Source organism: Pseudomonas sp. ADAK2 (assembly GCF_012935755.1).
GTDB lineage: Bacteria > Pseudomonadota > Gammaproteobacteria > Pseudomonadales > Pseudomonadaceae > Aquipseudomonas.
In genome coordinates, this window is record NZ_CP052862.1 from 6,076,709 (window position 1) to 6,103,529 (window position 26,821).

Annotated in this window: 21 protein-coding genes and 1 pseudogene; 2 read left to right on the forward strand and 20 right to left on the reverse strand. The window is 60.9% G+C overall.

All coding sequences use genetic code 11. The annotated features are described in order from the left end of the window. Positions 1-12: 12 nt before the first annotated feature. The 12 genes from HKK52_RS27885 to arcD (HKK52_RS27940) form a co-directional block, all read right to left on the reverse strand. Complete coding sequence (locus HKK52_RS27885; RefSeq protein ID WP_169373416.1) at positions 13-501, reverse strand: RDD family protein; 489 nt, start codon at positions 499-501, stop codon at positions 13-15. A 96-nt stretch (positions 502-597) separates the two neighbouring features. Beyond that, positions 598-810 carry a cold-shock protein gene (locus tag HKK52_RS27890; RefSeq protein WP_003175786.1) on the reverse strand — a complete coding sequence of 71 codons (213 nt, stop codon included), beginning with the start codon at positions 808-810 and terminating at the stop codon, positions 598-600. Between the two features lie 393 nt (positions 811-1,203). Then, complete coding sequence (gene gcvT, locus HKK52_RS27895) at positions 1,204-2,328, reverse strand: glycine cleavage system aminomethyltransferase GcvT (RefSeq protein WP_169373417.1); 1,125 nt, start codon at positions 2,326-2,328, stop codon at positions 1,204-1,206. Between the two features lie 33 nt (positions 2,329-2,361). After that, positions 2,362-3,738 carry an L-serine ammonia-lyase gene (locus tag HKK52_RS27900; protein ID WP_169373418.1) on the reverse strand — a complete coding sequence of 459 codons (1,377 nt, stop codon included), beginning with the start codon at positions 3,736-3,738 and terminating at the stop codon, positions 2,362-2,364. A 161-nt stretch (positions 3,739-3,899) separates the two neighbouring features. After that, a complete protein-coding gene (gene gcvP / locus HKK52_RS27905; RefSeq protein ID WP_169373419.1) occupies positions 3,900-6,752 on the reverse strand; it encodes an aminomethyl-transferring glycine dehydrogenase in 2,853 nt (950 codons plus the stop codon). Between the two features lie 11 nt (positions 6,753-6,763). Further along, the gene (gene gcvH / locus HKK52_RS27910) at positions 6,764-7,147 is read right to left on the reverse strand and encodes a glycine cleavage system protein GcvH (protein ID WP_169373420.1); all 384 of its coding nucleotides are present in this window, start codon (positions 7,145-7,147) and stop codon (positions 6,764-6,766) included. Between the two features lie 419 nt (positions 7,148-7,566). Next, positions 7,567-9,075: a sigma-54-dependent transcriptional regulator gene (locus HKK52_RS27915; RefSeq protein WP_169373421.1), complete on the reverse strand. Its 1,509-nt coding sequence runs from the start codon at positions 9,073-9,075 to the stop codon at positions 7,567-7,569. Positions 9,076-9,309: 234 nt separating this feature from the next. Then, positions 9,310-9,669 (reverse strand): DUF5064 family protein, encoded by a 360-nt coding sequence (locus tag HKK52_RS27920; RefSeq protein ID WP_169373422.1) that lies wholly within the window; start codon positions 9,667-9,669, stop codon positions 9,310-9,312. Positions 9,670-9,732: 63 nt separating this feature from the next. Further along, a complete protein-coding gene (gene arcC, locus HKK52_RS27925; protein ID WP_169373423.1) occupies positions 9,733-10,662 on the reverse strand; it encodes a carbamate kinase in 930 nt (309 codons plus the stop codon). Between the two features lie 162 nt (positions 10,663-10,824). Further along, positions 10,825-11,835, reverse strand: a complete 1,011-nt coding sequence (locus HKK52_RS27930) for an ornithine carbamoyltransferase (RefSeq protein WP_169373424.1) — start codon at positions 11,833-11,835, stop codon at positions 10,825-10,827. A gap of 69 nt (positions 11,836-11,904) precedes the next feature. Further along, a complete protein-coding gene (gene arcA / locus HKK52_RS27935; protein ID WP_169373425.1) occupies positions 11,905-13,161 on the reverse strand; it encodes an arginine deiminase in 1,257 nt (418 codons plus the stop codon). A gap of 33 nt (positions 13,162-13,194) precedes the next feature. Then, on the reverse strand, positions 13,195-14,622 hold the full coding sequence (gene arcD, locus HKK52_RS27940) for an arginine-ornithine antiporter (protein ID WP_169373426.1): 1,428 nt from the start codon (positions 14,620-14,622) through the stop codon (positions 13,195-13,197). 415 nt (positions 14,623-15,037) lie between these two features. On the opposite strand from arcD (HKK52_RS27940), the gene arcD (HKK52_RS27945) reads away from it, so the two are divergent. Together arcD (HKK52_RS27945) and HKK52_RS27950 are read left to right on the forward strand one after the other, a co-directional pair. Next, positions 15,038-16,465, forward strand: coding sequence for an arginine-ornithine antiporter (gene arcD / locus HKK52_RS27945; protein ID WP_169373427.1), 1,428 nt, complete (start codon positions 15,038-15,040; stop codon positions 16,463-16,465). Continuing rightward, entirely contained in the window at positions 16,462-17,325 is an 864-nt protein-coding gene (locus HKK52_RS27950) for a DNA-3-methyladenine glycosylase family protein (protein ID WP_169373428.1), read from the forward strand. Before arcD (HKK52_RS27945) ends, HKK52_RS27950 begins: the two co-directional genes overlap by 4 nt. A 113-nt stretch (positions 17,326-17,438) precedes the next feature. Here the strand turns inward: HKK52_RS27950 and HKK52_RS27955 are convergent, their stop codons facing one another. From HKK52_RS27955 to HKK52_RS27985, 8 genes and pseudogenes are all read right to left on the reverse strand, one after another. Beyond that, the gene (locus HKK52_RS27955) at positions 17,439-18,764 is read right to left on the reverse strand and encodes a CoA transferase (RefSeq protein ID WP_169373429.1); all 1,326 of its coding nucleotides are present in this window, start codon (positions 18,762-18,764) and stop codon (positions 17,439-17,441) included. Positions 18,765-18,951: 187 nt separating this feature from the next. Next, positions 18,952-19,707: a methyl-accepting chemotaxis protein gene (locus tag HKK52_RS33080; protein ID WP_427633023.1), complete on the reverse strand. Its 756-nt coding sequence runs from the start codon at positions 19,705-19,707 to the stop codon at positions 18,952-18,954. 102 nt (positions 19,708-19,809) lie between these two features. Continuing rightward, a pseudogene (locus tag HKK52_RS33085) lies at positions 19,810-21,090 on the reverse strand (PDC sensor domain-containing protein); the annotation flags it as partial. A gap of 178 nt (positions 21,091-21,268) precedes the next feature. Beyond that, positions 21,269-21,670, reverse strand: coding sequence for a YbaN family protein (locus HKK52_RS27965; protein ID WP_169373431.1), 402 nt, complete (start codon positions 21,668-21,670; stop codon positions 21,269-21,271). A 153-nt stretch (positions 21,671-21,823) separates the two neighbouring features. Then, positions 21,824-22,426: a biliverdin-producing heme oxygenase gene (locus tag HKK52_RS27970; protein ID WP_169373432.1), complete on the reverse strand. Its 603-nt coding sequence runs from the start codon at positions 22,424-22,426 to the stop codon at positions 21,824-21,826. 117 nt (positions 22,427-22,543) lie between these two features. Beyond that, the gene (locus HKK52_RS27975; protein WP_169373433.1) at positions 22,544-25,108 is read right to left on the reverse strand and encodes a TonB-dependent receptor; all 2,565 of its coding nucleotides are present in this window, start codon (positions 25,106-25,108) and stop codon (positions 22,544-22,546) included. Positions 25,109-25,230: 122 nt separating this feature from the next. Continuing rightward, complete coding sequence (locus tag HKK52_RS27980) at positions 25,231-26,196, reverse strand: FecR family protein (protein ID WP_169373434.1); 966 nt, start codon at positions 26,194-26,196, stop codon at positions 25,231-25,233. A gap of 80 nt (positions 26,197-26,276) precedes the next feature. Next, on the reverse strand, positions 26,277-26,795 hold the full coding sequence (locus HKK52_RS27985; RefSeq protein ID WP_169373435.1) for an RNA polymerase sigma factor: 519 nt from the start codon (positions 26,793-26,795) through the stop codon (positions 26,277-26,279). Positions 26,796-26,821 lie beyond the last annotated feature (26 nt).

The window sequence follows — 26,821 nt, forward strand, 5'->3', positions numbered from 1 at the left end:
GCATCTGGCGGATTATTTGCTCTTCTTCGGAATCCGGACGAGCTGCGTATCCGAATACATGTCATGCCAACTGCGCTTCTGCTTATCAAACAGCGGCCAGATAAACCCCAGGCCCACGCACAACCACGACGCAATCGACACCACAAAGCGCAATAACGCCTGCCACAAGCTGATGGATGAACCATCGGCGTTCTGCACACGGATACACCACACCTGCATGCCCAGGGTCTGGCCGGACCAGGTCCAGAACTTGGCGAAGAAGCCGAACAGCACGAACAGCAGCACCGTCGACAGCAACGGATCGCCATCCAGGGCACCAGCTTCGGTCAACGTGCGCATCTTGTCTTCGCCGATGATTGCCATCTGGATCATCTTATAGACGCCGCTAGTGACGATCAGCAGGGCGGTGCATAACAGGAAGTCATAGAACATCGCTGCCAGGCGACGACCCAAAGTGGCGGCGGGGAAGTCGCCCTGGGGTTTGAGCAGGTGTTTCGACATGGCAGCCTCTGGACGAAAAAAGAAAGCCATTTTACGGATTTACGCGCACAAAAAAGCCCCTGATGTCAGCATCAGGGGCTTTTTCGTTACAGAAGGTTAGGCTTCTGCTTGTACTTCGTCAGCCTGCATGCCTTTCTGGCCTTGCACAGCGACGAAAGTCACTTTCTGGCCTTCTTTCAGGCTCTTGAAGCCGTTGCCCTGGATGGCGCGGAAATGCACGAACAGATCCGGACCGCTTTCAGGAGTGATAAAACCAAAACCTTTCTCGTCGTTAAACCACTTGACGGTACCGCTCTGACGTTGGGACATTTCTTATTTCCTTTGACGCAAAAAATTAATGACAGTCTCCTTCTCATGAAAGAGTACTGGGGCTGGTTGCAGGAGAGTAAGAAGACGTCGAACGGGATGTAGCTAACTTGTAGGCTACTGCCCAGGTCACGATTCCAAGCGACCCATGCAAACACAGTGAACAAACTCTACGCCAACTAGCCGATAAAAAACAAGCCCTGTGAGGGGCCCGGTTTTGCTCAGGTTGGTGGCTGTTAGTCAGTCCACTAGTGCCGGCTTATTCGATAGTGGTGTTCAATTGTTTTCGATCGTTATAAGACAAGTTCATAAGCGAAAGCCTGCACTGTTTTATGGCGGTTGCGTTACAGATTAGTGCGCTGTTAACGCAACCGCGTTACTTATAGAAACAGTCAATCAACCACGGTAGTAGCGTTGTGGAACAAATGGCATTTTGCTTACAAGCAAAGGCACCTTTTTCCCACGAACAATTGCCCAAACTGGCGTTTCCAGCGCGATGTAAGCGCTGTCGACATAACCCATGGCCAGCGGGCCACCCAAGGTCGGTCCGAACCCACCGCTGCACACGCTGCCGATGATGTCGCCGGCTTCGTTGACGATCTCTGCACCTTCACGCACCGGAGTGCGTTCTTGCGGCAACAGGCCAACGCGCTTGCGGCTGACACCGCCCTGTTGTTGAGCGAATACGGTTTCAGCGCCCGGGAAGCCGCCGGCCCGCGCACCATCGGCACGACGCGGCTTGGAGATGGCCCACAGCAGGCTCGCTTCGATTGGGGTGGTCTCGGTGTTCATGTCGTGGCCGTAGAGGCACAGGCCGGCTTCCAGGCGCAGGGAGTCGCGAGCACCGAGGCCGATGGCGGCCACTTCAGGTTCTGCCAGCAGGGCGCGAGCCAAGGCTTCGGCATTGGCGGCCGGGACGGAGATTTCGAAACCGTCTTCGCCGGTGTAGCCCGAACGGCTGACAAAGCAGTCCACGCCCAGCAGTTTCACCCGGGCGAACTGCATGAAGGTCATTTTCGCCACTTCCGGCGCCAGGCGCGCGAGCACGGTCACGGCGGCCGGACCTTGCAAGGCCAGCAGCGCGCGCTCTTCGAACAGCGGCTCGATCGTGCAATGGTCGCCGATGTGTTTGCGCAGGTGCGCCAGGTCCTGATCCTTGCAGGCGGCGTTGACCACCAGGAACAGTTCATCGTTACCCAGATTGGCGACCATCAAGTCGTCAAGAATGCCGCCCGTCTCGTTGGTGAACATCGCGTAGCGCTGCATGCCCACCGGCAAGTCGATGATGTCCACCGGCACCAGGGTTTCCAGGGCCTTGGCGGCATTGGCGCCGGTCAGGCGGATCTGGCCCATGTGCGAGACATCGAACAGCCCGGCCTGATCACGGGTGTGCTGGTGTTCTTTCATCACGCCCAGCGGGTATTGCACCGGCATGTCATAGCCGGCGAACGGCACCATGCGCGCGCCGAGTTCGATGTGCAACGCGTGCAGCGGGGTTTTCAGCAATTGTTCGGTGGACATATTCAGCTCCTGAAAATAGTGCGGATGCCTGCATCAGCACTCGATAATGTTGACCGCCAAACCGCCACGGGCGGTTTCCTTGTATTTGCTTTTCATGTCGGCGCCGGTCTGGCGCATGGTGCGGATGACCTTGTCGAGGGAGACGAAGTGTTGACCGTCGCCGCGCAGGGCCATGCGCACCGCATTGATGGCTTTTACCGAGCCCATGGCGTTGCGCTCGATGCACGGCACTTGCACCAAGCCGCCAATCGGGTCGCAGGTCAGGCCGAGGTTGTGTTCCATGCCGATTTCGGCTGCGTTTTCCACCTGCGAAACGCTGCCGCCGAGGACTTCGCACAAGGCGCCGGCCGCCATCGAACAGGCGACGCCGACCTCACCTTGGCAGCCGACTTCCGCGCCGGAGATCGAGGCGTTTTCTTTATAGAGAATGCCGATGGCCGCCGCGGTCAGCAGAAAACGCACCACGCCGTCTTCGTTGGCGCCGGGGATAAAGCGCATGTAGTAATGCAACACCGCCGGTACGATCCCGGCCGCACCGTTAGTGGGCGCAGTGACGACGCGCCCGCCATTGGCGTTTTCTTCATTAACCGCCAGCGCATACAGGTTGACCCAGTCCAACACCGACAGTGGATCGCGCAGGGCCGATTCCGGGTTTTTGCACAGTTGCCGATGCAGCGCCGCCGCACGGCGCTTGACCTTCAAGCCACCGGGCAAGATGCCCTCGTTGCGGCAGCCAGCGGCGACGCAGTCCTGCATCACTTGCCAGATATTCAGCAGACCCGCGCGGGTTTCCGCTTCCGGGCGCCAGGCGCTTTCGTTGGTCAGCATCACCTGGCTGATCGACAAGCCGTAGGTGGTGCAGTGTGCGAGCAGGTCCTTGGCGCTTTTGAACGGGAAGGTCAGCGGCGTGGCGTCTTCGACGATGCGGTCGGCGCCGGCGGCGTCTTCATCGACGACGAAACCGCCCCCGACCGAGTAGTACTCGCGGCTGCGCACTTGCAGGCCTGCGGCATCAAAGGCACGAAAGATCATGCCGTTGGGGTGATAGGGCAATGGCTTGCGGATCATTGCCAGGTGTTCTTTCTCGTTGAACGCAATGCTGTGTTCGCCGAGCAGATTCAAGCGACCGTTGCCGCGAATTTCTTGCAGGCGGGCGGCGACGGTTTCGGTGTTCACGGTGTCCGGGTGTTCGCCTTCCAGGCCGAGCAACACAGCCTTGTCGCTGCCATGTCCTTTGCCCGTGGCGCCTAGCGAGCCGTAGAGCTCGACTTTGACGCTGGTGGTTGCAGTCAGCAGCCCTTCACGGCGCAGACCTTCGGCGAAACGTGCAGCGGCACGCATCGGGCCGACGGTGTGGGAGCTGGAGGGGCCGATGCCAATCTTGAACAGGTCGAACACGCTTAACGACATGAGTTGTTCTCCGGTTTCTTGTTATGAGGAACACCCCGAACCTGTAGGAGCGAGGCTTGCCCGCGAAGCTTTTAGCGGCCGTGATGGCCTCTTCGCGGGCAAGCCTCGCTCCTACAGGAGGTGTGGCGTCCTTGCGGGACGGCCAAGCCGTCCCTTATGGATCAAGCGTAGCTTTCGATCGACGGGCAAGCGCAAACCAGGTTGCGATCACCAAACACGTTGTCGACGCGACCGACCGGTGGCCAGTATTTGCCTTCGATCAGCGATGCGACCGGATACACCGCTTGCTCACGGCTGTACGGATGCGTCCACTCGCCAACGATTTCCGCCGCGGTGTGCGGGGCGTTTTTCAGTGGGTTGTCTTCCTTGTCCAGCGTGCCGTTTTCCACAGCGCGGATTTCTTCGCGGATGCGGATCATGGCGTCGCAGAAGCGGTCCAGTTCTTCCTTGGATTCGCTTTCGGTCGGCTCGATCATCAGCGTGCCGGCGACCGGGAACGACATGGTCGGGGCGTGGAAGCCGAAGTCGATCAGGCGCTTGGCCACGTCATCGACGCTGATGCCGCTGCTGTCTTTCAGCGGACGCAGGTCGAGGATGCATTCGTGCGCCACCAGGCCGTTGCTGCCGGTGTACAGCACTGGGTAATGCTCTTCGAGGCGACGGGAAATGTAGTTGGCATTCAGGATCGCCAGTTGCGAAGCGCGTTTCAGACCGGCGCCACCCATCATCCGAATGTACATCCAGGTGATCGGCAAAATGCTCGCGCTGCCGAACGGTGCGGCGCAGACCGCGCCTTCTTTACGCTCCATGGTGCCGTGACCCGGCAGGAACGGCGTCAGGTGCGACTTCACGCCGATCGGGCCGACGCCCGGGCCGCCACCGCCGTGGGGGATGCAGAAGGTTTTGTGCAGGTTCAGGTGGCTTACGTCGCCGCCGAATTTGCCCGGCGCGCAGAGGCCGACCATCGCGTTCATGTTGGCGCCGTCGATGTACACCTGGCCGCCATGGTCATGAATGATGCCGCAGATTTCGCGGATGCCTTCTTCGAACACGCCGTGGGTCGACGGGTAAGTGATCATCAGTGCCGCGAGGTGTTCGCGGTGCTCGATGGCCTTGGCGCGCAGGTCTTCGATGTCAACGTTGCCACGGGCATCGCACGCGGTCACCACCACACGCATGCCAGCCATGTTGGCGGTGGCCGGGTTGGTGCCGTGGGCCGAGGACGGGATCAGGCAGATGTCGCGACGGTCTTCGCCACGGCTCTGGTGATAGGCACGAATCGCCAACAGGCCAGCGTATTCACCCTGGGAACCGGCGTTCGGTTGCAGCGAGATCGAATCGTAACCGGTGGCGGCGCAGAGCATCGCTTCCAGTTCGTCGGTCAACTGCTGGTAACCGGCGCTTTGCGCGGCCGGGGCGAACGGGTGCAGGGCACCGAATTCAGCCCAGGTCACCGGGATCATCTCGCTGGCGGCGTTGAGTTTCATGGTGCACGAACCCAGCGGGATCATGGTGCGATCCAGCGCCAGGTCCTTGTCGGCGAGCTTGCGCAGGTAGCGCATCAGCTCGGTTTCCGAGTGGTAACGGTTGAACACCGGGTGGCTGAGGATCGGCGATTGGCGTACCAGTGTCGCTGGAATGGTCGCTTGAACCGAAGCGGCGAGGGCGGCGACATCTGGCAGCGCTTTGCCGTCGGACAGCAGGGCCCACAGGGTTTCCACATCGGCTTGCGAGGTGGTTTCGTCGAGGGACAGGCCCAGGCGTTCGGCATCCACGACGCGCAGGTTGATCTGTTGGGCGCGAGCCTTGTCGTGCAATGCGGCCGTGTTAGCGCCGGTCTTGATCGTCAGGGTGTCGAAGAAGTTGGCTTGCTCGACGTTCAGCCCCAGTGCGCTCAGGCCTTTGGCCAGAATAGCGGTCAGGTGATGAATGCGGTTGGCGATCTGCGTCAGTCCTTTCGGACCGTGATACACGGCGTACATGCTGGCGATGTTGGCCAACAGCACCTGCGCGGTGCAGATGTTGCTCGTCGCTTTCTCGCGACGGATATGTTGCTCGCGGGTCTGCATCGCCAGGCGCAAGGCCGGCTTGCCGAAACGGTCCACGGAGACGCCGACCAGACGGCCCGGCATGTCACGTTTAAACGCGTCTTTCGTCGAGAAGTAAGCCGCGTGCGGACCACCGAAGCCCAGCGGCACGCCGAAGCGTTGTGCGCTACCGATGGCCACGTCAGCGCCGAATTCACCCGGCGGAGTCAGCACGGTCAGGGCCAACAGGTCAGCCGCGACAGCGACCAATGCGTTGGCGGCGTGGAAGCGTTCGGTCAGTTCGCGGTAATCAAACACGTCACCGTTGCTCGCCGGGTATTGCAGCAGCGCGCCGAAGAACGGGGTCACGTCAGTCAGTTCGTGTTCGTCGCCAACCACCACGTCGATGCCCAACGGCTCGGCACGGGTGCGCAGTACGTCGAGGGTTTGCGGGTGGCAATGCACGGACGCGAAGAAGGCGTGGCTGCCCTTGTTCTTGCTCAGGCGTTTGCAGAAGGTCATCGCTTCCGCGGCGGCGGTGGCTTCGTCGAGCAGGGAAGCGTTGGCGATCGGCAGGCCGGTGAGGTCGCTGATCAGGGTCTGGAAGTTCAGCAGCGCTTCCAGGCGGCCTTGGGAAATCTCTGGCTGGTACGGCGTGTACGCGGTGTACCAGGCCGGGTTTTCCAGCAGGTTGCGCAGGATCGGCGACGGCGTGTGGGTGCCGTAGTAGCCCTGGCCAATGTAGGTCTTGAACAGTTGGTTCTTGGCGGCGATGCCTTTGATCAACGCCAGGGCGTCGGCTTCGCTCAGGCCATCGTCCAGGCCGAGGACGCTGGTGCCTTTGATGCTTTCCGGAATGACGCTGGCGCTCAGGGCTTCCAGGGAGTCGAAACCGAGGCTGTTGAGCATGGCTTGCTCATCGCCGGAACGCGGGCCGATGTGGCGGGCGATGAATTCGTTGGCGGTGCTGAGATTTACTTGAGTCATGTCGGCGTTCCTCAGGCTTCGGCGTTGGCTTTGATCAGACGGTCGTAAGCGTCCTGATCGAGCAATTTGGCAACGGCCGAGGCGTCGGTTGGGCGGAAGCGGAAGAACCAGCCTTCGCCGAGTGGATCTTCGTTGACCAGTTCAGGGCTGCTGTCGAGTGCCGGGTTCACTTCCAGCACTTCACCGTCGAGAGGCATGTACACGCCGCTGGCGGCTTTTACCGATTCCACGGTGGCGGCTTCGGCGCCTTTGTCGTAGGACTGCAGCTCCGGCAGTTGTACGAAAACCACATCGCCCAAGGCGTTCTGCGCGAAAGCGGTGATGCCGACTGTGACGCTGCCGTCAGCTTCGGTGCGCAGCCATTCGTGATCTTCAGTAAAACGCAACTCGCTCATGGAAACTCCTAAGGGGGCCAGACTCGTCTGGTGGACGCGATTGAATGCTTGGGCTAAAGCCCTTCTTTATAGGAGGTTACTAAGCAAGAACACGGCCAAAGTTATTAAATCCTTATAAATCAATACTTTGTGTGTTTTCGAGGGGCGCGGGAGTTTATTGGCTGTAGCGAAATCGCTACAGCACAAAGCAAAGAAAAAAGCGTAATGGGATCAAAGCCTTGCACAGCGGTGATCTAAGGAGGGTGTATCGATATCATTCCGCTGTAGCGCTTTCAGTACAGATGAAGGTCGCTTTTAAACACGATTTAGATCGTTCCCATGCTCCGCGTGGGAATGCCTCAATGGACGCTCCGCGTCCGCTTTGGGACGCAGAGCGTCCCGGGCTGCATTCCCACGCAGAGCGTGGGAACGATCAAGTCTCAGGGCTTGTTGGGGATGCCGTACTTGCGCAATCGATGGGCGATCGCGGTGTGGGAGGTTTGCAGCCGGCTGGCCAGTTGCCGGGTCGAGGGGTAGCTGACGTAGAGTTTTTCCAGCAGGGTTTTCTCGAACTCTTCCATGGCCTGTTCGAGGCTATCCACTTCGCTGTCGCTCTGGCGCGCCACCGAGGTGCCGGCGATGTCGAGGTCGCCGATGTCCACCAGGCTGCTTTCGCAAATCGCCGCGGCGCGGAAGATCACGTTCTGCAATTGCCGCACGTTGCCCGGCCAGCGGTTACCGAGCAGCGCCGGATAGGTGCCGGGCGCCAGGCGACAGACCGGGCGCTGGATTTGCGCGCAGGCCTGCTGCATGAAGTAGCGGGCCAGCAGCAGGATGTCCTGGCCACGTTCACGCAGCGGCGGGACTTCGACGTTGAGCACGTTGAGGCGATAGAACAGGTCTTCGCGGAAGGTACCTTCGCTGACCATTTTTTCCAGGTTGCGGTGGGTGGCGCTGAGGATGCGCACGTTGACCTTCACTTCGCGATCACCGCCGACCCGACGGAAGCTGCCGTCATTCAAAAAGCGCAGCAACTTGGCCTGCAAGTACGGCGACATCTCGCCAATCTCATCGAGAAACACCGTGCCCTGGTTCGCCAGTTCCATCAGCCCCGGTTTGCCACCTCGTTGCGCGCCAGTAAAGGCGCCGGGGGCATAGCCGAACAGTTCGCTTTCGGCGAGGTTCTCCGGCAAGGCCGCGCAGTTCAACGCGAGGAACGGTGCACTGTGCCGCGCACTGATGGCGTGGCAGGCCCGGGCCACCAGTTCTTTGCCGGTACCGGTTTCGCCCTGGATCAACAGCGGCGCATCGAGGGCAGCGACACGTTGGGCCCGGGCCTTCAACGTACGAATCGCCGGGGATTCGCCGAGCAGCGCATCGAAACCTTCGGCGTGGTCGTGGTGCAGGGCCGACAGGCGTTCGCCGATGCGGCTCGGCTGATACAGGGTCAGCAGGGCGCCAGCGTCGGTGATCGGCGTGGCGTCCAGCAGCAAGGTCTGGCCGTTGACGGTGATCTCGCGCAGCGGCAGGCGAAAGCCGTTTTCCAGCAAGGTGTCGAGCAGTGCGGGGTCGGCGAACAGTTCGGCGATGCTTTCACCGGCCGGTTCGCGACCGTACAGGGCAATCAGCGCCGGGTTGGCCAGCAGCACTTTGCCGGCGCTGTCGAGGGCCAGCACCGGGTCGGTCATGGCCGCGAGCAAGGCGTCGAGCTGCAAGTGCCGACGTTGGCCGGGGAGGATGTCGACCACCGTCATCGCCTGCACGCCGCGCACGCTGAGCAACGCATCGCGCAGTTCTTCGAGGACGTCCGGGCTCAGGGTCGGGGCGTCGATGTAGACGTTGGGCGGGACCATTTCCACCGCATCCAGATTGAGATTGCGCCCACCGAGCAAGGCCAGGACTTCCTGGGTAATGCCGACGCGGTCGATGAAGCTGACGTGGATACGCATGGGGCGGTTTTGGTTCTGGAGTGCGGAGGGTGGCAAGTATGCCTTGGAGGAGGGGGTTAGGTGAAATCTGACGCAGGACTTACGTGCGGCGATAACCCCCTGTGATCGTTCCCACTCTCTGCGTGGGAATGCCTCAATGGACGCTCTGCGTCCGCTTTGGGGCGCGGAGCGTCCCGGGCTGCATTCCCACGCGGAGCGTGGGAACGATCAAACGATCAACGCAGATGAGTCGGGTTATTCGAGGTGTTCGGGTTTCACCGGATCACCGGATTTGACGTCGAGCTGCGCCCGCACATCTTCGAACATTTCGTCGTAGGTCTTGTGCATCGACGCGATGTTGGCTTCTTTGGGGAGGCCATATTTTTGTGCGATGTGCATGGCATGCCGGGCGAAGTCGAAAGCCTGGTCCTTGGGCAGGAAGAATTCTTCCGTCAGTTCTTTGCCCTCGATGCTGCCATGCATCTTGAACAGCATGCCTTGGCCTTCCTTGGGATCCTGGGTGACTTCATAGTCGATGCACAAGTTGTAGCTGTAATCGTCATCGTTCAGCGCGTGGCGCTCGATATGCAAGTGACCGGGCTCGAACGTAGCCATATTCATCTCTCCTTCGAAGGCATTGGAGAACGGCAGACCCCAGGCCTGCCGCCGAGTTTCTTTTTAGAGGTAAGTAATGCCAGGTGTGGCCGTGCTGATGCGGGTGCCGGCCTTGCCCTGGACGATGGCTTCGATGTCCGAGAGTGAACCGATGACCGCGACTTTGCCAGTATTGCGCGCGAACTCGCAGGCTGCCTGGACCTTCGGCCCCATGGAGCCGGCGGCGAAGCCGAGTTTTTCCATGTCGTCCGGGTGGGCCTGGGCGATGGCTTTCTGGGTCGGTTTGCCGAAATCGATGAAGGCCGCGCTGACGTCGGTGGCGATCACCAGCAGATCGCTTTCCAGCTGTTCGGCCAGCAGCGCCGAGCACAGGTCTTTGTCGATCACCGCTTCCACGCCTTCAAGCTTGCCGCTGGCGCCGTACAGGGTCGGGATGCCGCCACCGCCGGCACAAATGACGATGCTGCCTTTGTCCAGCAGCCACTTGATCGGGCGGATTTCAAAGATGCGTTTCGGCCGTGGGCTGGCCACTACACGGCGATATTTGTCGCCGTCCGGAGCAATCGCCCAGCCTTTTTCGGCGGCGAGTTTTTCGGCTTCGGCTTTCGAGTACACCGGGCCGATGGGTTTGGTCGGATTCTGGAACGCCGGGTCATTGGCATCGACCTCGACTTGCGTCAGCAGCGTGGCGAACGGCACTTCGAAGTCCAGCAGGTTGCCCAGTTCCTGTTCGATGATGTAGCCGATCATGCCTTCGGTTTCGGCACCGAGCACGTCCAGCGGGTAAGGCGAAACCGAGGTGTAGGCCGCCGCTTGCAACGACAGCAGGCCGACTTGCGGGCCATTGCCGTGGGCGATGACCAGTTGGTTGCCGGGGTAGACCTTGGCGATCTGTTCGGTGGCGACGCGGATGTTGGCGCGTTGATTGTCCGCGGTCATGGGTTCACCACGGCGGAGCAGGGCGTTACCGCCCAGGGCAACGACGATACGCATAATGCAGTCCTTTCAGAAAAGGGTACGAGCACGATGATCGTTCCCACGGTCCTCGTGGGAATGCCGCCCGGGACGCTCCGCGTCCCCTGTGACGCAGAGCGTCACTGGATGCATTCCCACGCAGAGCGTGGGAACGATCATCGTGAACAGGTGTTCAGCCTTTTAGATATCCGCCAACGCCGACACCAATATCGCCTTGATCGTGTGCATGCGGTTTTCCGCTTGCTCGAAGGCGATGTTGGCCGGCGATTCGAAGACTTCTTCTGTCACCTCAACGCCATTGGCCAGGTGCGGATAGCGCGCGGCGATGTCCTTGCCGACCTTGGTTTCGCTGTTATGGAACGCCGGCAGGCAGTGCATGAACTTCACGCGTGGGTTGCCCGAGGCTTTCATCATCTTGGTGTTGACCTGGTACGGCAGCAGTTGCTCGATGCGCTCGTCCCATGCTTCCACCGGTTCACCCATGGACACCCAGATATCGGTGTGGATGAAGTCCACGCCCTTGACTGCTTCTTTCGGGTCTTCGGTGATGGTAATGCGCGCGCCGCTTTCTTCGCCGAAGGCTTTGCACTGGGCGATGAAGTCCGCGTGTGGCCATAGCGCTTTCGGTGCGGCGATGCGCACGTCCATGCCCAGTTTCGCGCCGATCATCAGCAGCGAGTTGCCCATGTTGTAGCGCGCATCGCCGAGGTAGGCGTAGCTGATTTCATGCATCGGCTTGTCGCTGTGCTCACGCATGGTCAGCACGTCGGCGATCATTTGCGTCGGGTGGAATTCAGCGGTCAGGCCGTTGAACACCGGCACGCCGGCAAACTTGGCCAGCTCTTCGACGATTTCCTGTTCGAAGCCACGGTACTCGATGGCGTCGAACATCCGGCCCAGTACGCGGGCGGTGTCTTTCATGCTTTCTTTGTGGCCGATCTGCGACGACACCGGGTCGATGTAGGTGACGTGGGCACCCTGGTCGTGGGCCGCGACTTCGAAGGCGCAACGGGTGCGGGTCGAGGTTTTTTCGAAGATCAGCGCGATGTTCTTGCCTTGCAGGTGTGGACGCTCGGTGCCGGTGTATTTGGCGCGCTTGAGGTCACGGGACAGGTCGATCAGGTAATTGAGCTCGCGAGTGGTGTGGTGCATCAAGCTCAGCAAGCTGCGGTTGCGCATGTTAAAAGCCATTTTGGATCTCCTTGGGTTTCGGTTATCCGCCTGCTCCGCGCTTTATAAGCACGGAGCAGGGCATACGAATTAATAGTCGATGGGGTCGCGAATGATCGGGCAGGTCATGCAGTGGCCGCCGCCACGGCCGCGACCGAGTTCGCCGGCGCTGATGGTGATCACTTCCACGCCCGCTTTGCGCAGCAGAGTGTTGGTGTAGGTGTTGCGGTCGTAGCCGATCACCACGCCCGGTTCCAGTGCCACCACGTTGTTGCCGTCGTCCCATTGCTCGCGTTCGGCAGCGAAGCTGTTGCCGCCGGTTTCCACCACGCGCAGGGCCTTGAGATTCAGTGCAGCGGCCACGGTGTCGAGGAAGTTGGTTTCTTCGCGGCGGATGTCGATGCCGCCCGGTTTGCTCTCGTCAGGACGCAGGGTGAAGGCGACGATCTGGTTGACCACTTCCGGGAAGATGGTGACGAGGTCGCGGTCGCAGAAACTGAACACAGTGTCCAGGTGCATCGCGGCGCGGGACTTCGGCAGGCCGGCAACGATTACTCGTTCCACGGCTTTGTGTTTGAACAGGTTCAGCGCCAGTTGGCCGATGGCCTGTCGGGACGAGCGTTCGCCCATGCCGATCAAGACCACGCCGTTGCCGAGCGGCATCACGTCGCCGCCTTCGAGCGTGGCGTTGCCGTGTTCCTGATCCGGGTCGCCGTACCAGACCTGGAAGTCAGCGTTGGTGAACTCGGGGTGGAATTTGTAGATGGCGCTGGCCAGCAGGGTTTCCTGACGGCGCGCCGGCCAGTACATCGGGTTCAGAGTTACGCCACCGAAGATCCAGCAGGTGGTGTCGCGGGTGAACTGGGTGTTGGGCAGCGGCGGCAGAATGAAGCTGGAGTGGCCGAGGAAGTCGCGGAACATCTCGATGGTCTTGCCACCAAAACTGTTCGGCAGGTCATCGGCGGACACGCCGCCGATCAGGAACTCGGCGATCTTGCGCGGTTCCAGGCTGCGCAGCCACGAACCCACTTCATTGACCAGACCGAGGCCGACCGAGTTGGCGGTGATCTTGCGTTCCAGAATCCAGTCCAGCGCTTCGGGGATCGCGACGATGTCGGTCAGCAGGTTGTGCATTTCCAGCACGTCGACATTGCGTTCACGCATCTTGGTGACGAAATCGAAATGGTCACGCTTGGCCTGGGCGACCCACAGCACGTCGTCGAACAGCAGTTCGTCGCAGTTGTTCGGGGTCAGCCGCTGGTGGGCCAGGCCTGGGGAGCAAACCATGACTTTGCGCAGTTTGCCGGCTTCGGAATGTACGCCGTACTTCACTTTTTCCGTGGTCATTACAGTGATCCTCCAGATTGAAACAATCAGTTCTTACAGAGTCAGGAAGCCGTCATACAGCCCGTAGGCCGCCACCAGGGCGCCGACGACAACGGCGGCGAAAATCAGCTTCTCGACGTTGGTGAAAACCGGTTTGCCCACTTCGAGCTTGGCCTTGGCGAACAGGATCGCGCCGGGGGCATAGAGCAAAGCGGAGAGCAGCAGGTATTTGATGCCACCGGCGTACAGCAGCCAGACCGCGTAGATCACCGCAATGCCACCGATGATCAGGTCTTTCTTGCGTTCGGCCAGGGCCTTTTCATAGGTTTCGCCGCGCACCGCCAGCAGCAGCGCGTAGGCCGCCGACCACAGGTATGGCACCAGAATCATCGAGGTGGCGAGGTAGATCAGCGACAGGTAAGTGCTGGCGGAAAACAAGGTGATGATGAGGAATATCTGCACCATCGCGTTGGTCAGCCACAGGGCGTTGACCGGCACGTGGTTGGCGTTTTCCTTGCGCAGGAACGCCGGCATGGTGTGGTCCTTGGCGGCGGCGAACATGATCTCTGCACACAGCAGCACCCACGACAGCAACGCACCGAGCAGCGAGATAATCAGGCCGACACTGATCAGCACCGCGCCCCAGTGGCCGACCACATGTTCCAGCACCGCCGCCATCGACGGATTCTGCAACTTGGCCAATTCCGGTTGGGTCATGATCCCCAGGGACAACACGTTCACCAGCACCAGGAACAACAGCACGGTGATGAAACCGATCACGGTGGCTTTACCGACGTCGCTGCGTTTTTCCGCCCGGGCCGAAAAGATGCTCGCGCCTTCGATGCCGATGAACACCCAGACGGTGACCAGCATCATGTTGCGCACCTGGTTCATCACACTGCCCAGGGTGGTGTTTTGCGTGCCCCAGATGTCGGCGGTGAAGATGTCCAGTTTGAACGCGAAGACCGCGATCAACACAAACAGCAGCAGCGGCACGACCTTGGCGACGGTGGTCACCAGGTTGATGAACGCCGCTTCCTTGATCCCGCGCAATACCAGGAAGTGCACAGCCCAGAGCAGCGCCGACGCACCGATCACAGCCTCAACGGTGTTGCCTTCGCCGAAGACCGGGAAGAAATAACCGAGGGTACTGAACAGCAACACGAAGTAGCCGACGTTGCCCAGCCAGGCGCTGATCCAGTAACCCCAGGCCGACGAGAACCCCATGTAGTCGCCGAAACCGGCCTTGGCGTAGGCGTAGACCCCGCCATCCAGATTCGGCTTGCGGTTAGCCAGGGTTTGGAAGACGAAGGCGAGGGTCAGCATGCCGACGGCGGTAATCGCCCAACCGATCAGCACGGCGCCGACGTCGGCACTGGCGGCCATGTTTTGTGGCAAGGAAAAGATCCCGCCACCAATCATTGAACCGACAACCAACGCGACCAGTGCACCGAGTCTTAATTTTCCGGGGGTTTCAGACATTGCATGACTCCAATGCAGGAGAAGAGAGACAACAGACTAAATCTGTTAACTGTTCAATCAGCTGACATAGATCAGTGCATGGGCACATTCCATTGTTAATGAAAGACTTATGAACTTTTCACGTGCATAACGGTATTGCTGGAAAAGCCCGGTTCAGAGCCATCCGGCAGGCCGGGCAGGAATAACGCCTATCGCGTTGAGTTTTTGAAGCTAGTTCGTTTTCACGAATTAGCAACTTTTTGGTGTCTGTTTTCAGTACAGAATTGATTTATTAGGTGTGACGCATAAAACTGCTACACGCCGATGACCATAGATTGATCGGTTATAAATAAAAGACGTTAATAGGCGTCAATTATTAAACGTTATTGCGCTTTATCTATTGAGTTAAAACATCGAGACCAGCGGAGTTCCAGGAATGTCGCAACCGACACAAAAGCTGCGCCTGAGCGCGTTGATCGCCCTGGTGGTGGGGTCGATGATTGGTGGCGGGATCTTTTCGCTGCCGCAGAACATGGCGGCCCGGGCCGATGCCGGGGCGATCCTGATCGGTTGGGCGATCACCGCCGTGGGCATGCTGACCCTGGCGTTCGTGTTCCAGACCTTGGCCAACCGCAAGCCGGAACTGGATTCCGGGGTGTATGCCTACGCCAAGGCCGGGTTTGGTGACTACATGGGGTTTTCGTCGGCGTGGGGTTACTGGATCAGCGCGTGGATGGGCAGCGTTGGTTATTTCGTCTTGCTGTTCAGCACCCTCGGTTATTTTTTCCCGATCTTTGGCCAAGGCAACACGCCGATCGCCATTGGCTGTGCCTCGGTGTTGCTGTGGTCGGTGCACTTTCTGGTGATGCGCGGGATCAAAGAGGCGGCGTTCATCAATCAACTGACTGCCGTGGCCAAAATCGTGCCGCTGATTATGTTCATCGTCATCGCTGCCGTAGCGTTCAAGGCTGACATTTTCACCCGGGACATCTGGGGGCAGAGCAACCCGAGCTTCGGCGGGGTGATGGATCAGGTGCGCAACATGATGCTGGTGACGGTGTTCGTGTTTATCGGCATCGAAGGCGCCAGTGTTTATTCGGCTCGGGCCGAGAAGCGTGCGGATGTCGGCCGGGCGACGGTCATCGGTTTTCTCGGGGTGTTGGCGCTGCTGGTACTGGTTAACGTGTTGTCGCTGGGGATCATGAGCCAGCCGGAACTGGCCGCGTTGCAGAACCCGTCGCTGGCCTCGGTGCTGGAACATATCGTTGGTCCCTGGGGCGCGCTGCTGATCAGTGTCGGCCTGGCGATTTCCCTCGTGGGGGCGTTGTTATCCTGGGCGTTGCTGTGCGCCGAAATCCTGTTCGCCACGGCGAAAGACAAGACCATGCCGGCGTTCCTGACCAAGGAAAACGCCAACCATGTACCGATCAATGCGTTGTGGCTGACCAACGTGATGATCCAGATTTTCCTGTTGATCACGCTGGTCTCTGCCGGGACTTACACCAGCCTGATCTACCTCGCTTCGTCGATGATTCTGGTGCCCTACCTGTGGTCGGCGGCCTACGCTGTGTTGTTGAGCGGGCGCGGCGAAACCTACGAACACGCCTCGGCCGAGCGCACCAAAGATTTGCTGATTGGCGGCATCGCCCTGAGTTATGCGGTGTGGCTGTTGTATGCCGGCGGGGTCAAGTATTTGCTGTTGTCGGCGCTGCTTTACGCGCCAGGAGTGATCCTTTTCGCCAAGGCCAAACGCGAGCAGGGGCAGCCATTGTTTACCCCTGTCGAGAAGGGGATTTTCACCTGTGTCGTCGGCGGGGCGGGATTGGCGGCGTATGGGTTGTACAGCGGGTTGCTGGCGTTGTGAGGCTGCTGCTGGCGTATCAGCCGCCTTATGACTGGGCGGCGATGCTCGGGTTTTTGTCGGCGCGGGCGATTGCCGGGATGGAAACAGTGGTCGATGGCGTGTACTCGCGCAGCATCGGCCTGAACGGGTTGCACGGCACGTTTTCGATTAAACCGGCGGACGTCGATGCGCTGGAAGTGACGCTGGATTTTCCTGACTCGAGCGCCGTGCCCGAAATCGTGGCGCGGTTGCGGCGGATGTTTGATCTGGAGGCTGATCTGCCTTCGATTCATCGAAAGCTCGAAGTTGATCCGTTGATGGCGCGCTTGATTGCCGAACGTCCAGGACTGCGAGTGCCGGGGGCGTGGGATGGTCTGGAATTGGCCATTCGTGCGGTGTTGGGGCAGCAGATTACGGTGGTGGCGGCGATCAAGTTGGCGGGGAAACTGGTGGCGCAATACGGCGAGCCTTTACGTTCATCCCTGCCGGGGCTGACCCATGTGTTTCCAGAGGCGGCGGTGTTGGCGACGGCGGATCTGGCGACATTGGGCATGCCGAAAAGCCGAGGGCGGACGCTGTCGGGCGTGGCCCAGGCGTTGCTCGATGATCCGTGGTTGTTCGAGCCGGGTCGCGAGGGTGGCGTGGCGCGGTTGCTGGCGTTACATGGGATTGGCGACTGGACGGCGCAGTACATTGCGTTGCGGCAGTTGCGCGAGATGGATGGGTTTCCGTCCGGGGATGTCGGGTTAATCAATGCGTTGGCGGCGCTGGAAGGTGGACCGGTGACGGCGCGGCAGTTGTTGCAACGGGCGCAGGTGTGGCGGCCGTTTCGGGGGTATGCGGCGCAGGTGCTTTGGACATCGCTGAGTCGGGCTGACTGAGCGGGTGATCGTTCCCATGCTCTGCGTGGGAATGCCTCAAGGGACGCTCCGCGTTCCAATGGGACGCGGAGCGTCCCGGGCTGCATTCCCACGCGGAGCGTGGGAACGATCAGTCACCACCACTGCGCGCGATGGGAACCCAATTCAGCAGCCGGTAGTGTCCACTGCAACGGGGTCCCGGTGATTTTCAGCGGCACGTGCAACCGATGCGCCGGCCCCCAAGGCGTCTGCTCGACCAGCAGCCCCTGATCATTCTCATCCTCGGCCCGCAATGCTTCATCCGTCCCGGCGCCATGCTCAATCAACAACTTCGCCGTCCGCGCCAACGACAGCCGCGCCGATCCGCCCTGTCTCAACAACTTGATCGCGGCTGCCGCCATCAAATACCCGGTCGCGTGATCCAGCGCCTGCACCGGCAATGGCGTTGGCTTGTCCGTTTTCTTCCATTGCTGGCCAGCCTCGGCAATCCCGCTGCTCATCTGCACCAGACTGTCGAAACCCCGACGGTTCTGCCACGGGCCGCTCCAGCCATAGGCGTTGAGGCAGACATCGATCAGGCCGGGGGATAACGTCTGGCGCTCAGTCATACCGTAGCCCAAGCGCTCCAGTGCATCGGCGCGGTAACCGTGGAGCAGAATGTCGGCGTCCTTGAGCAGGCTTTCGAACACCGCGCGATCCGCTTTGTCATGCAAATCCAGGCGCGCGCAGCGTTTGCCGAGGGTGACTTCCGGCACCACGCCGGGTTCGTTCCAGGTCGGCGGATCGATGCGCAAGACATCGGCGCCGAGGCCGGCGAGGAAGCGGCTGGCAACCGGGCCGGCGAGGACGCGGGTCAAATCCAGCACCTTGATTCCGGCCAGTGGCCGCGCCACCGAGCCTTGCCACGGTTTGGCGTTGCCGTTGGTGCTGAACTGAATCAACGGCTCGGCATTCACCGCAATCCCCTGAGGATGAGCCTGCCATTGCGCCCAGGTGCGCATCTCGGCGGCGCAGCCACCGGCCTCGACCACGGCGTGTTCCAGATCGGTCTTGGCCCATTTCGCCACTTTACCGGCCATGGCTGCGCGGTCGGCACAGGCACCGAGCACGCTTTCAGCGGCGGCGCGGTGGTGCGGGGCGTTGGTGTGCAGGCGGATCCAGCCGTCCTTGGTCGCGTAGTCACCGGCGACCGGGTCCCACAATGGCGGCACGTTCCAGCCCACAGGGCGGATCGAGGTGGCGAACCAGAACGAGGCGAGGCGACGGTCGACTTCAAGGCCGGGCAAGCGACCGGAGTGCTGCTGCAGCAACTCGCTGACCGCCTGGCCGGCGACGGCAATGCTGGCACAGGCCAGGTCGGTGACGGCAAACGCCGAGGGCAGGGCGCCGCTCGACGTGAATGGGATCGGGGTGTGCGGCAAGCCGAGTGCGGCTTGAATGGACGTGAGTAAATCAGTCATCGAAGGCCCTCCGGAACGAGGGTTCGATCATAGATCAAAAATCTGCCAGGCCGGATGAATGATCGTTGAGTGATCGTTCCCACGCTCTGCGTGGGAATGCAGCCCGGGACGCTCCGCGTTCCAGAAGCGGACGCAGAGCGTCCATCGATGCATTACGCGGAGCGTGGGAACGATCAACGGTGCAGCTTTAGACGCGGAACTGATCCATCAATTTCATCTGGTGGGTCGCCAGTGCATTGAGTTGGCTGCTGATCTGCGCTGATTCGGTGGCTTGCCCGGTCAGGGTTTCGGTGACGGTACGAATCGCCGAGACGTTGCGGTTGACCTCTTCGGCCACGGCGCTTTGCTGTTCGGCGGCGCTGGCGATTTGCAGGTTCATGTCGCTGATCACCGTCACCGCATCGCTGATCTTGCCCAGAGCCTGGACGGCTTGCTGGATCTGCCCGGCGTTGCTATGGGCCTGGGACTGGCTCGAATGCATGGTCGCGACCACGCCGCGGGTGCCGGTCTGGATGCGTTCAATGACGATGCGGATTTCTTCCACCGAATCCTGGGTGCGCTTGGCCAGGTTGCGTACTTCATCGGCGACCACCGCAAAACCACGACCACTTTCCCCGGCGCGCGCCGCTTCAATCGCGGCGTTGAGGGCCAGCAGGTTGGTCTGTTCGGCGATGCTGCGGATCACTTCCAGCACCGAACCGATCTGCTCGCTGTTGACCGCCAAGGCTTCGACTTCGGTCACCGCTTTGCTGACTTCATCAGCCAGCAAATTAATATCCCGGGTGCTGCGCTCGATGATCTGCATGCCGTCACGGGCCGATTGGTCGGCACCCTTGGCGGCGTTCGCCGCGTTCGATGCGCTATTGGCGACGTCGTGGGCGGTCGCGCTCATTTCGTTGGACGCGGTGGCGACCTGGTCGATTTCGCGGAACTGCACCTGCATGCCTTCGCTGGTCTGGCGGGCGATTTCCGAAGATTGGTCGGCGGTGCCACGGGCGTCGGTGATGCTTTGTTTGATCTGGGCGATGGTCGGTTGCAGTTTGTCGAGGAAACGGTTGAACCAGCTCACCAGTTCACCGAGTTCGTCTTTCTTGCTGTAGTGCAGGCGTTGGGTCAGGTCGCCGTCGCCGCTGGCAATCGCCTTGAGCATGTCGGCGACGCTGTTGATCGGTCGGGTCACGCCGGACGCGGTGAGCCAGATTAGCAACAGACCGACCAGGCCGGCCGCAATCGCCACCAGCAAGGCCTTGATGGTGCCGCTTTGTTGCGCGTCATCCAGTACCGCTTGCAGCTTCACCGAGTCGGCCAGCAGCACGGATTTGGGCAGGTCGATCACCACGCCCCAGGCTTTCGAATCGCTGATCGGGCTGACCGGGTACACCGCGCGGATCAGGTCGCCTTGTTCGAGAATCTTTGGCGTGCCGCTGCCGAGCAATTGCAGGACTTCCTTGCCGTCGGCGCCCAGAGTGTCGCCGATGCTCTTACCGACTTTGCTGGCATCAACGCTGTAACCGGCGAGCACACCGCTGCCGGAGACAATCAGCATATGCCCGGCACTGTTGAACAGGTCGCGCTGGGAATCCACCGCTGCCGCTTGCAGCGCATCGAGGGCGATGTCCACGCCGACCACGCCGATGGCCTTGCCGTCCACCAGCAGCGGTACGGAAATGGTGGTCATCAGCATTTCCTTGCCGCCGACGGTGTCGGCGTACGGGTCCAGCAAGCACGTGCGCTTGTTGTCGCGAGGGCAGGTGTACCAGCTGTTGTAGGGGGTGCCGCTGAGGCTCAGGGTGGTTTTGGTCATGTCGTCTTCGACCATGATCGTGTTCAGCCCGGCTCCGCCTGCGCGGCTCCAGTAACTGGCGAAACGCCCGGATTCGTTGGACTGGCGCGCCGCGTCATTGGCGAACTCGCTGTCCTTGCCGTCCAGGCCGTTGGGCTCGAACGCCAGCCAGATCCCCAGCACCTTGCTGTTGCGCTCGAAGGCGGTTTTCAGGCTCTGGTTCAACTCTTCGCGCAGGGCGCCGGCGTCCAGCGAACGCTTGGCGGCCATGTTGCGCATGTCCTTGATCTGATCGGCCAGGGCCGTCACCACCAACAGGCTTTCACCGAAGGTCTTCTGCACCCGCACGGCTTGCTCGGCGGCTTTGGCCTGCAGCAGGTTTTGCACACTGGCGGTGAGCATTTTGCTGCTGGAGGCATTGACCAGTTCGTCATTCTGATTGGTCTGGTAGATGTTCATACCGACGATCAAGGCAACAACGCCAAGCAGGCACAGGCCAGAGAGGAGGACGATTTTCAGGCGGATGGACAGAGAGTCGAACATAGGGCGAGCTCGCAAATGGATGAGGTGTTGGCCAAGAGCCGGGAGTGCTCCCGCTCGCCAAGTCCATTCAGCGCCATTCAATGAACATCGGCGTGGGCCGGGCTTGCATGAATGGCTAGCCGACGAGCGGTAGCAGTTGACCGTTTGCGCAGGGAAATGCCCTGAAAAGGGCTGGAATTCAGGAGATTTGCGGCATCGATTCCGGCCGCGACCAGATCCACAGATTGCCCAGGCTCATCCCCGCAATCGCCAGGTAAATCGGCCAGCCATGTTCCAGCATCACCAGCATCAACCCCGCGCACAGCAGCATGCTGACGGTGGCGCTGACCTTGGCCCGACGGGCGATGATTTTGCCGTTGCGCCAGTTGCACAGGATCGGCCCGAACAGGCGGTGGTTTTCCAGCCAGGCGCTCAGACGCGGCGAACTCTTGGTTGCGGCCCAGGCGGCGAGGAGGATGAACTCGGTGGTCGGCAGACCGGGCACGACAATCGCGATCAGGCCGATGCCCAGGCTGACGTAGGCCAGCAGGCCGAACAGGAAGCGGGCGAGTTTGGAGGCGGCAGGGTGTTTGCGGGTCATAAGGTCGACATTTATACCTTGTAGGAGCGAGCGGTGCGGCGATCCGACTTGCCCGCGAAGGCGGTGTATCAGGCGCTATTGATGTCGACTGACACACCGCCTTCGCGGGCAAGTCGGATCGCCGCACCGCTCGCTCCTACAAGGGGTGTGTGATCAGGCGAGTTCCGGGGTGTAGGCCTGTTCCAGCAGTACGGTGAAGCGGTTGAACGCATCCACCGCGGCTTGCTCGATTTCAGCTTCTTCCTGCGCGCTGAATTCCAGCGAGTCCAGGGTTTTGACAAAGCTCTTCCAGCCTTCCGCGCGACCACCGGCCGGCTCACCCAGATGACGGGCTCCGAAGGTGTCGCTCAAACCCAGACCGACGGCGCGCTTGATCAGAAACGCCGCGCCGAGCTTCGAACCTTCGGAGACGAACAACCAACCCAATGCCGCCGCTTTGCTCGGGTTTTTCACCGCGCCAGCCACCGGTGCAGGGACTTCAGTGTCCAGATCCGCCAAGTCAGCCTTGGCTGCGTCAGCACGGCAGCGCGCCGGCAGGTCCGGAACGATGGTGGTCAGTTCAGCGTCGTTGTACAGCGACACCAGTTCCGACTGGAACAAATACTGCGCGACCACGAAACGGGCGAAGTTGGCCTGGGTTTCGAACGGCGCGTGGGCCTTGACCAGGGCGTCGAGCTTGGTGTGCGGCTCGTTGGTAATCTGGTTCAAACGTTGCGAACGCAGGGCTGGGCGTTGAGCGGTGTCCGGGGAGGTCATGAGAAGTCCTTGAGAAAAAAAGAGGCGCTTGGTAACGAGACGAACAAGAAGACGCCTGAGCGTAAAAAAACCTCACTGCAACCCATTAACAAATGCGTCGCGGTGAGGTGTTCAGGGTCAGATATCCCAGACCAGGTTGATCGCGAAGTTGCGACCCGGCTGGGTCAGGCGATCGAGGTTGGCCGGTTGCGTGACCGAGGCTTCGCCGACGCTGTCGTAGCCGCGCACGTCATCCCACTGCCAGTACTTCTTGTCGGTCAGGTTGTACAGGCCGGCGTTGACCGTCACGTCGTCGGTGACCTTGTAGAAACCGGCCAGGTCGAGCACGCCATAACCCGGGGTCTTGAACTGGGTGCTGGTGCCGTCCGGGGTCTTGAAGCTGGTGCTGTCGACGCGGTCCTTGCGCTTGACCAGGGTCCAGCTCAACAGCGCGCCGTAGTTGTCCTGGTCGTAACCGAGGCCGAAGACACCGGTCAGCGGGTTGATGCTGTTCAGCGGCTGGCCGCTGTCATCGTTGCGGCCATACAGGTACGACGCCGAGCCTTGGGTGTAGAGGCCGGTCGGCGCGCCGAAGGTGTCGAGGTTCAGGCGACCTTTCAGCTCCAGGCCCTTGATGGTGGCGTGCTTGATGTTGTTGCTCTGGAACGTGGTCTCGCTGTAGCCGGGAGTGATCGCATTCTCGTCGATGAAGTCGCGGTATTTGTTGTAGAACACCGCCACATCGAAACTGCCGGCCTCGAATTGGCCGCGCAGGCCGGTTTCATAGCTCTTGCTCTTTTCCGGTTCCAGATCCGGATTCGGCGCGACCTGATAACCACCGGCCAGGTTTTCGAAGCGACCATAAAGAGCCTTGGCGGTCGGCGTGCGGAAACCTTCGGCGTACTGGCCGTACCAGGTGTAGTTGTCGTTGAAGCTGTAGGTGGTGCCGAACTTCGGCGACAGACGATGCCAGGTCTTGGTCTTGTCGCTGACCACGCCGTTGCCGCTTTGGTCCGCAGTGGCCAGGAACTCGTCGGTGATGTGCGGCTTGAGCTGGGTGTAGTCGTAGCGCGCACCCGGCAGGAAGGTCCAGTTGCCCCAGCTGATCTGATCCTGGGCGAACAGGCTGTAGCTGTTGATGGTCGGGTCCGGGAAATCGCTGGCCGGTTTCAGGGTGTCGGCGGCGCTGGGCGCACCGATTACCCGGCAGGCGCCGGCCACGGTCAGGCAGGTGCCGCTGCCGGTGCGCAGGCCGGTGACTTTGTCCTGTTTGATGGTGGTGCCGTAAGTAACGGTGTGATCGGTATCCGCGATGGCGAAGGATTTGTCAGCCTGGGCATCGAACACCCATTGGCGATCCTTGTAGTTGGTGTTGCGTTCACGCAGCACGGTGCGCGATGGCGCGTAGATTTCTTCAGTGCTCTGGTCGGTCTTGGCGATCTGGTAGTTCAGCGACCACTTGATGTTGTCGGCCAAAACGCTGTCCAGACCGAAGCTGTGCTCCAGGCCGAAGCGTTCACGGCTGACCGTGTCGTTGCCGGTGCGGGATTTGTAGAAACCAAAACCGCGTCCAGCGTTGAACGGACCACCGACGGCGCTCAGTTGATTGGTGTCGCGGTCGTCTTTGTATTTCTCGTAGGTCAGGCCCAGGCGCGCGTCGTCGGCGTAGTTCCAGCCGAGCTTGGCCAGCACGTTGGTGGTGCGCACGTCCTCGGGGTTGGCCTCGGTGCGGTTCAGGCCAGTGCCGCCGGTTTCGCCGTAGGATTCGGTTTCATGACCATTGCGCTGGCTCAGGTGCAGCAAGCCGTCGAAATCGCCGGTGCGGCCGGCAACGGTGCCGGATGTCAGCCAGCTGTCGTCGGCCGAGCTGTAGCCGGTCTTCAGGCGCGCGCCAACGTCTTTGCCCGGCTTGATGATGTCGTCCGGGTCGAGGGTGTAGTAGCTGACGGCGCCGCCGATGGCGTTGCTGCCGTAGAGCACCGACGCCGGGCCACGGAGAATTTCGACGCGTTTGACGATTTCCGGGTCGACGTAATTGCGGTTGGTCTGGGCGTAGGGGCCGTTGAAGAAGCTGTCGGGCACTTGCACGCCGTCGACTTGAGTGAGGACGCGGTCGCCGTCGATGCCGCGGATGTTGTAGCCGGTGAGCCCGGCGCGCTGGCCGGCGCCACCCACGGAAACCCCCGGCTCGTAGCGCACCAGATCCTTGATGTTGTTGACGTTGTTGCGGTCCAGTTCTTCGCGGGTCTGGACGGTGACGGTGGCCGGGACGCTGTCGATGCTCTGTTCCTGGCGGGTGGCGCTGATCGTCACCTGTTGCAGGTTGAGGGCGCCGCTGCTGCTGCGTTTTTCCAGCACGATGTTGTTATTGCCCAGTTTGCGATAGCCGAGGTTGGTCCCCACCAACAGGCGATCCAGAGCTTTCTCCGGCGGCAAGGACCCGCGCACACCCGGCGAAGAGACGCCTTCAGCCAGTTCGGCCGGCAAACCGACCTGCCAACCGGTCACGGTAGTAAAGGCATTGAGTGCCGAGACCAGCGACTGCTGTGGAATGGCGAACGAGTAATCGCCCATGTTGCGGCTTGGCTGCTCGGCAGCGGTGGCCGCCATCAGCGGCGCGGCACCGGCCATCAGGATGGCGGCGGTCAGCAGCGACAACACGCGGGAAGGTGAAGAGGACTGGCGGGTATGGCGAGAGGACATCGATAGCGCTCCGTGTCGCACGAATCTTTATAGGTGCAGATCGGCATCTTTAGATGCGAATCAATTGCATTGGCTATAACGAGACGAACGAGCTTCAGCTATCGAGTAAAAATAATTCTCATTTAGTTCAAGATGACGAGCGCCGGGAATTCCTGGAGGCGCGCCGAGGTGATGTGCGCGAGGGAACGAACCACATCCAGCGGCTGGTCGAGCCGGTAATTGCCGGTGACGGCGACGTCGGCCAATTGCTCGTTGTTGTTGATGATCCAGCCCGGATAGTAGCGCCGCAGTTCCGCCAGCACCTGGCTCAGCGGGCAGTTTTCAAACACCAGGCGCCCCTGGACCCAGGCCAGGTCGGTGGCGGCATCGAGTTTGGCCGGGCGGTCGAAACCGTTGGGGCCGATGCGGATGCTTTCGCCGGCCGTCAGGCGCACCCGCGCATCGTCTCGGGTGGCACGCAAATCCACGTCGCCACGTTGCACCCGAACCTGCGCCACGCCGTCGAGGTAACGTACGGCGAACGCGGTATCGCGCACGCTGGCCTTGACCGGTCCGGCATCGATTTCCAACGGTTGACCACGATTGGCCGGCACCTCGAAAAACGCCTCGCCCTGATACAAACGGGCCACGCGCTGTTGATCGTTGATGGTGCTGGAAAACGCCGAGTTGGTATTGAGCAGGACTTTCGAGCCGTCCTCCAGTTGCAGACGCTGGCGTTCACCGACCACGGTCAGGTGATCGGCCTGCAGGCGCATCGGCAGATTGCTGAAACTGAACAGCCCGAGGATCAACACCGCTGCGGTGGCCAGGGGTTTCCAGTGCGGGCGCAGGCGCGACAGCACGCTGATTTTCGCCGGTGCAGCGGCGAGGCTTTGCGCGCATTGCGTGACCAGCGGACCGTCCCAGATCGCCTGGGCCTTGGCGAACGCTTCGGCATGCAATGGATCGGCGGAGAGCCAGTCGTGGAATTGGCGGGTTTGTTCTTCGCTCGGACTGCCCATGACGATCAACCAGTCCAAAGCCTGGTCCATCGCGCTGGCGGGGGCCCGCGCCGGGGAGGGCGCAGAGGAGCGGTGGGTGTCCGTCACGGTGTTTCCTCGGCTGTGTCTGTGCACGGCTGGTTTTTAGTGGAGCTTGAAGTTCGCAAGGGTAGCAAAGCCTTATGGGCTCAGTCGCCGTTTAAGCGTTCCGCCACACCGATGCAGATCGCCATGATCAGCTTCAGTTCCTTCTGCACGGTGCTCAGCGACACGCCGAGTTTCTCGGAAATCTCCAGGTAACTGTGCCCATGCAGGCGACTGAGGATAAAGATCTGTTGCTGGCGATTGCTGAGTTCACTGAGGCTCACGTTCAAACGCTCCAGCAATTGTTCGGCATGGGCGGCGTCCTCGGCGCTGCTGGCGGGGGCGGCGATGCTTTCCACTACCTCCATCGGCACGTCATCGAGCAGGGTCCGCGACTGAATGCGCCGCGCGCGCAAATGGTCCAGCGCCAGGTTGCGGGCGGTCTGGAAGACGAAGGGTTCGAGGTGATCGATGGCCCGCTCACTGAGCGCCCGGGTCACGCGCAGGTAGGTTTCCTGCAGCAGGTCTTCGGCGGTGCTGTGATTGTTGACCATCCGCTCCAGCGTGCGCAGCAGGGAAACCCGCTGGGCGATGAAGACGTGATTGAAGCGCGATTGACTCACGGGAGGACCTGATCCATTTCGAGCGA

What these genes read in the sequence shown, in the direction of transcription:
- HKK52_RS27975 (WP_169373433.1), bottom strand. Translation starts at nt 25,108, where the DNA reads ATGTCCTCTCGCCATACCCGCCAGTCCTCTTCACCTTCCCGCGTGTTG.
- HKK52_RS27955 (WP_169373429.1), bottom strand. Translation starts at nt 18,764, where the DNA reads ATGACTGATTTACTCACGTCCATTCAAGCCGCACTCGGCTTGCCGCAC.
- HKK52_RS27915 (WP_169373421.1), bottom strand. Translation starts at nt 9,075, where the DNA reads ATGCGTATCCACGTCAGCTTCATCGACCGCGTCGGCATTACCCAGGAA.
- HKK52_RS27920 (WP_169373422.1), bottom strand. Translation starts at nt 9,669, where the DNA reads ATGGCTACGTTCGAGCCCGGTCACTTGCATATCGAGCGCCACGCGCTG.
- arcD (WP_169373426.1), bottom strand. Translation starts at nt 14,622, where the DNA reads ATGTCTGAAACCCCCGGAAAATTAAGACTCGGTGCACTGGTCGCGTTG.
- gcvH (WP_169373420.1), bottom strand. Translation starts at nt 7,147, where the DNA reads ATGAGCGAGTTGCGTTTTACTGAAGATCACGAATGGCTGCGCACCGAA.
- arcC (WP_169373423.1), bottom strand. Translation starts at nt 10,662, where the DNA reads ATGCGTATCGTCGTTGCCCTGGGCGGTAACGCCCTGCTCCGCCGTGGT.
- HKK52_RS27890 (WP_003175786.1), bottom strand. Translation starts at nt 810, where the DNA reads ATGTCCCAACGTCAGAGCGGTACCGTCAAGTGGTTTAACGACGAGAAA.
- HKK52_RS27965 (WP_169373431.1), bottom strand. Translation starts at nt 21,670, where the DNA reads ATGACCCGCAAACACCCTGCCGCCTCCAAACTCGCCCGCTTCCTGTTC.
- HKK52_RS33080 (WP_427633023.1), bottom strand. Translation starts at nt 19,707, where the DNA reads ATGCAGGTGCAGTTCCGCGAAATCGACCAGGTCGCCACCGCGTCCAAC.
- arcA (WP_169373425.1), bottom strand. Translation starts at nt 13,161, where the DNA reads ATGACCACGGAAAAAGTGAAGTACGGCGTACATTCCGAAGCCGGCAAA.
- HKK52_RS27930 (WP_169373424.1), bottom strand. Translation starts at nt 11,835, where the DNA reads ATGGCTTTTAACATGCGCAACCGCAGCTTGCTGAGCTTGATGCACCAC.
- gcvP (WP_169373419.1), bottom strand. Translation starts at nt 6,752, where the DNA reads ATGACTCAAGTAAATCTCAGCACCGCCAACGAATTCATCGCCCGCCAC.
- gcvT (WP_169373417.1), bottom strand. Translation starts at nt 2,328, where the DNA reads ATGTCCACCGAACAATTGCTGAAAACCCCGCTGCACGCGTTGCACATC.
- arcD (WP_169373427.1), top strand. Translation starts at nt 15,038, where the DNA reads ATGTCGCAACCGACACAAAAGCTGCGCCTGAGCGCGTTGATCGCCCTG.
- HKK52_RS27970 (WP_169373432.1), bottom strand. Translation starts at nt 22,426, where the DNA reads ATGACCTCCCCGGACACCGCTCAACGCCCAGCCCTGCGTTCGCAACGT.
- HKK52_RS27900 (WP_169373418.1), bottom strand. Translation starts at nt 3,738, where the DNA reads ATGTCGTTAAGCGTGTTCGACCTGTTCAAGATTGGCATCGGCCCCTCC.
- HKK52_RS27885 (WP_169373416.1), bottom strand. Translation starts at nt 501, where the DNA reads ATGTCGAAACACCTGCTCAAACCCCAGGGCGACTTCCCCGCCGCCACT.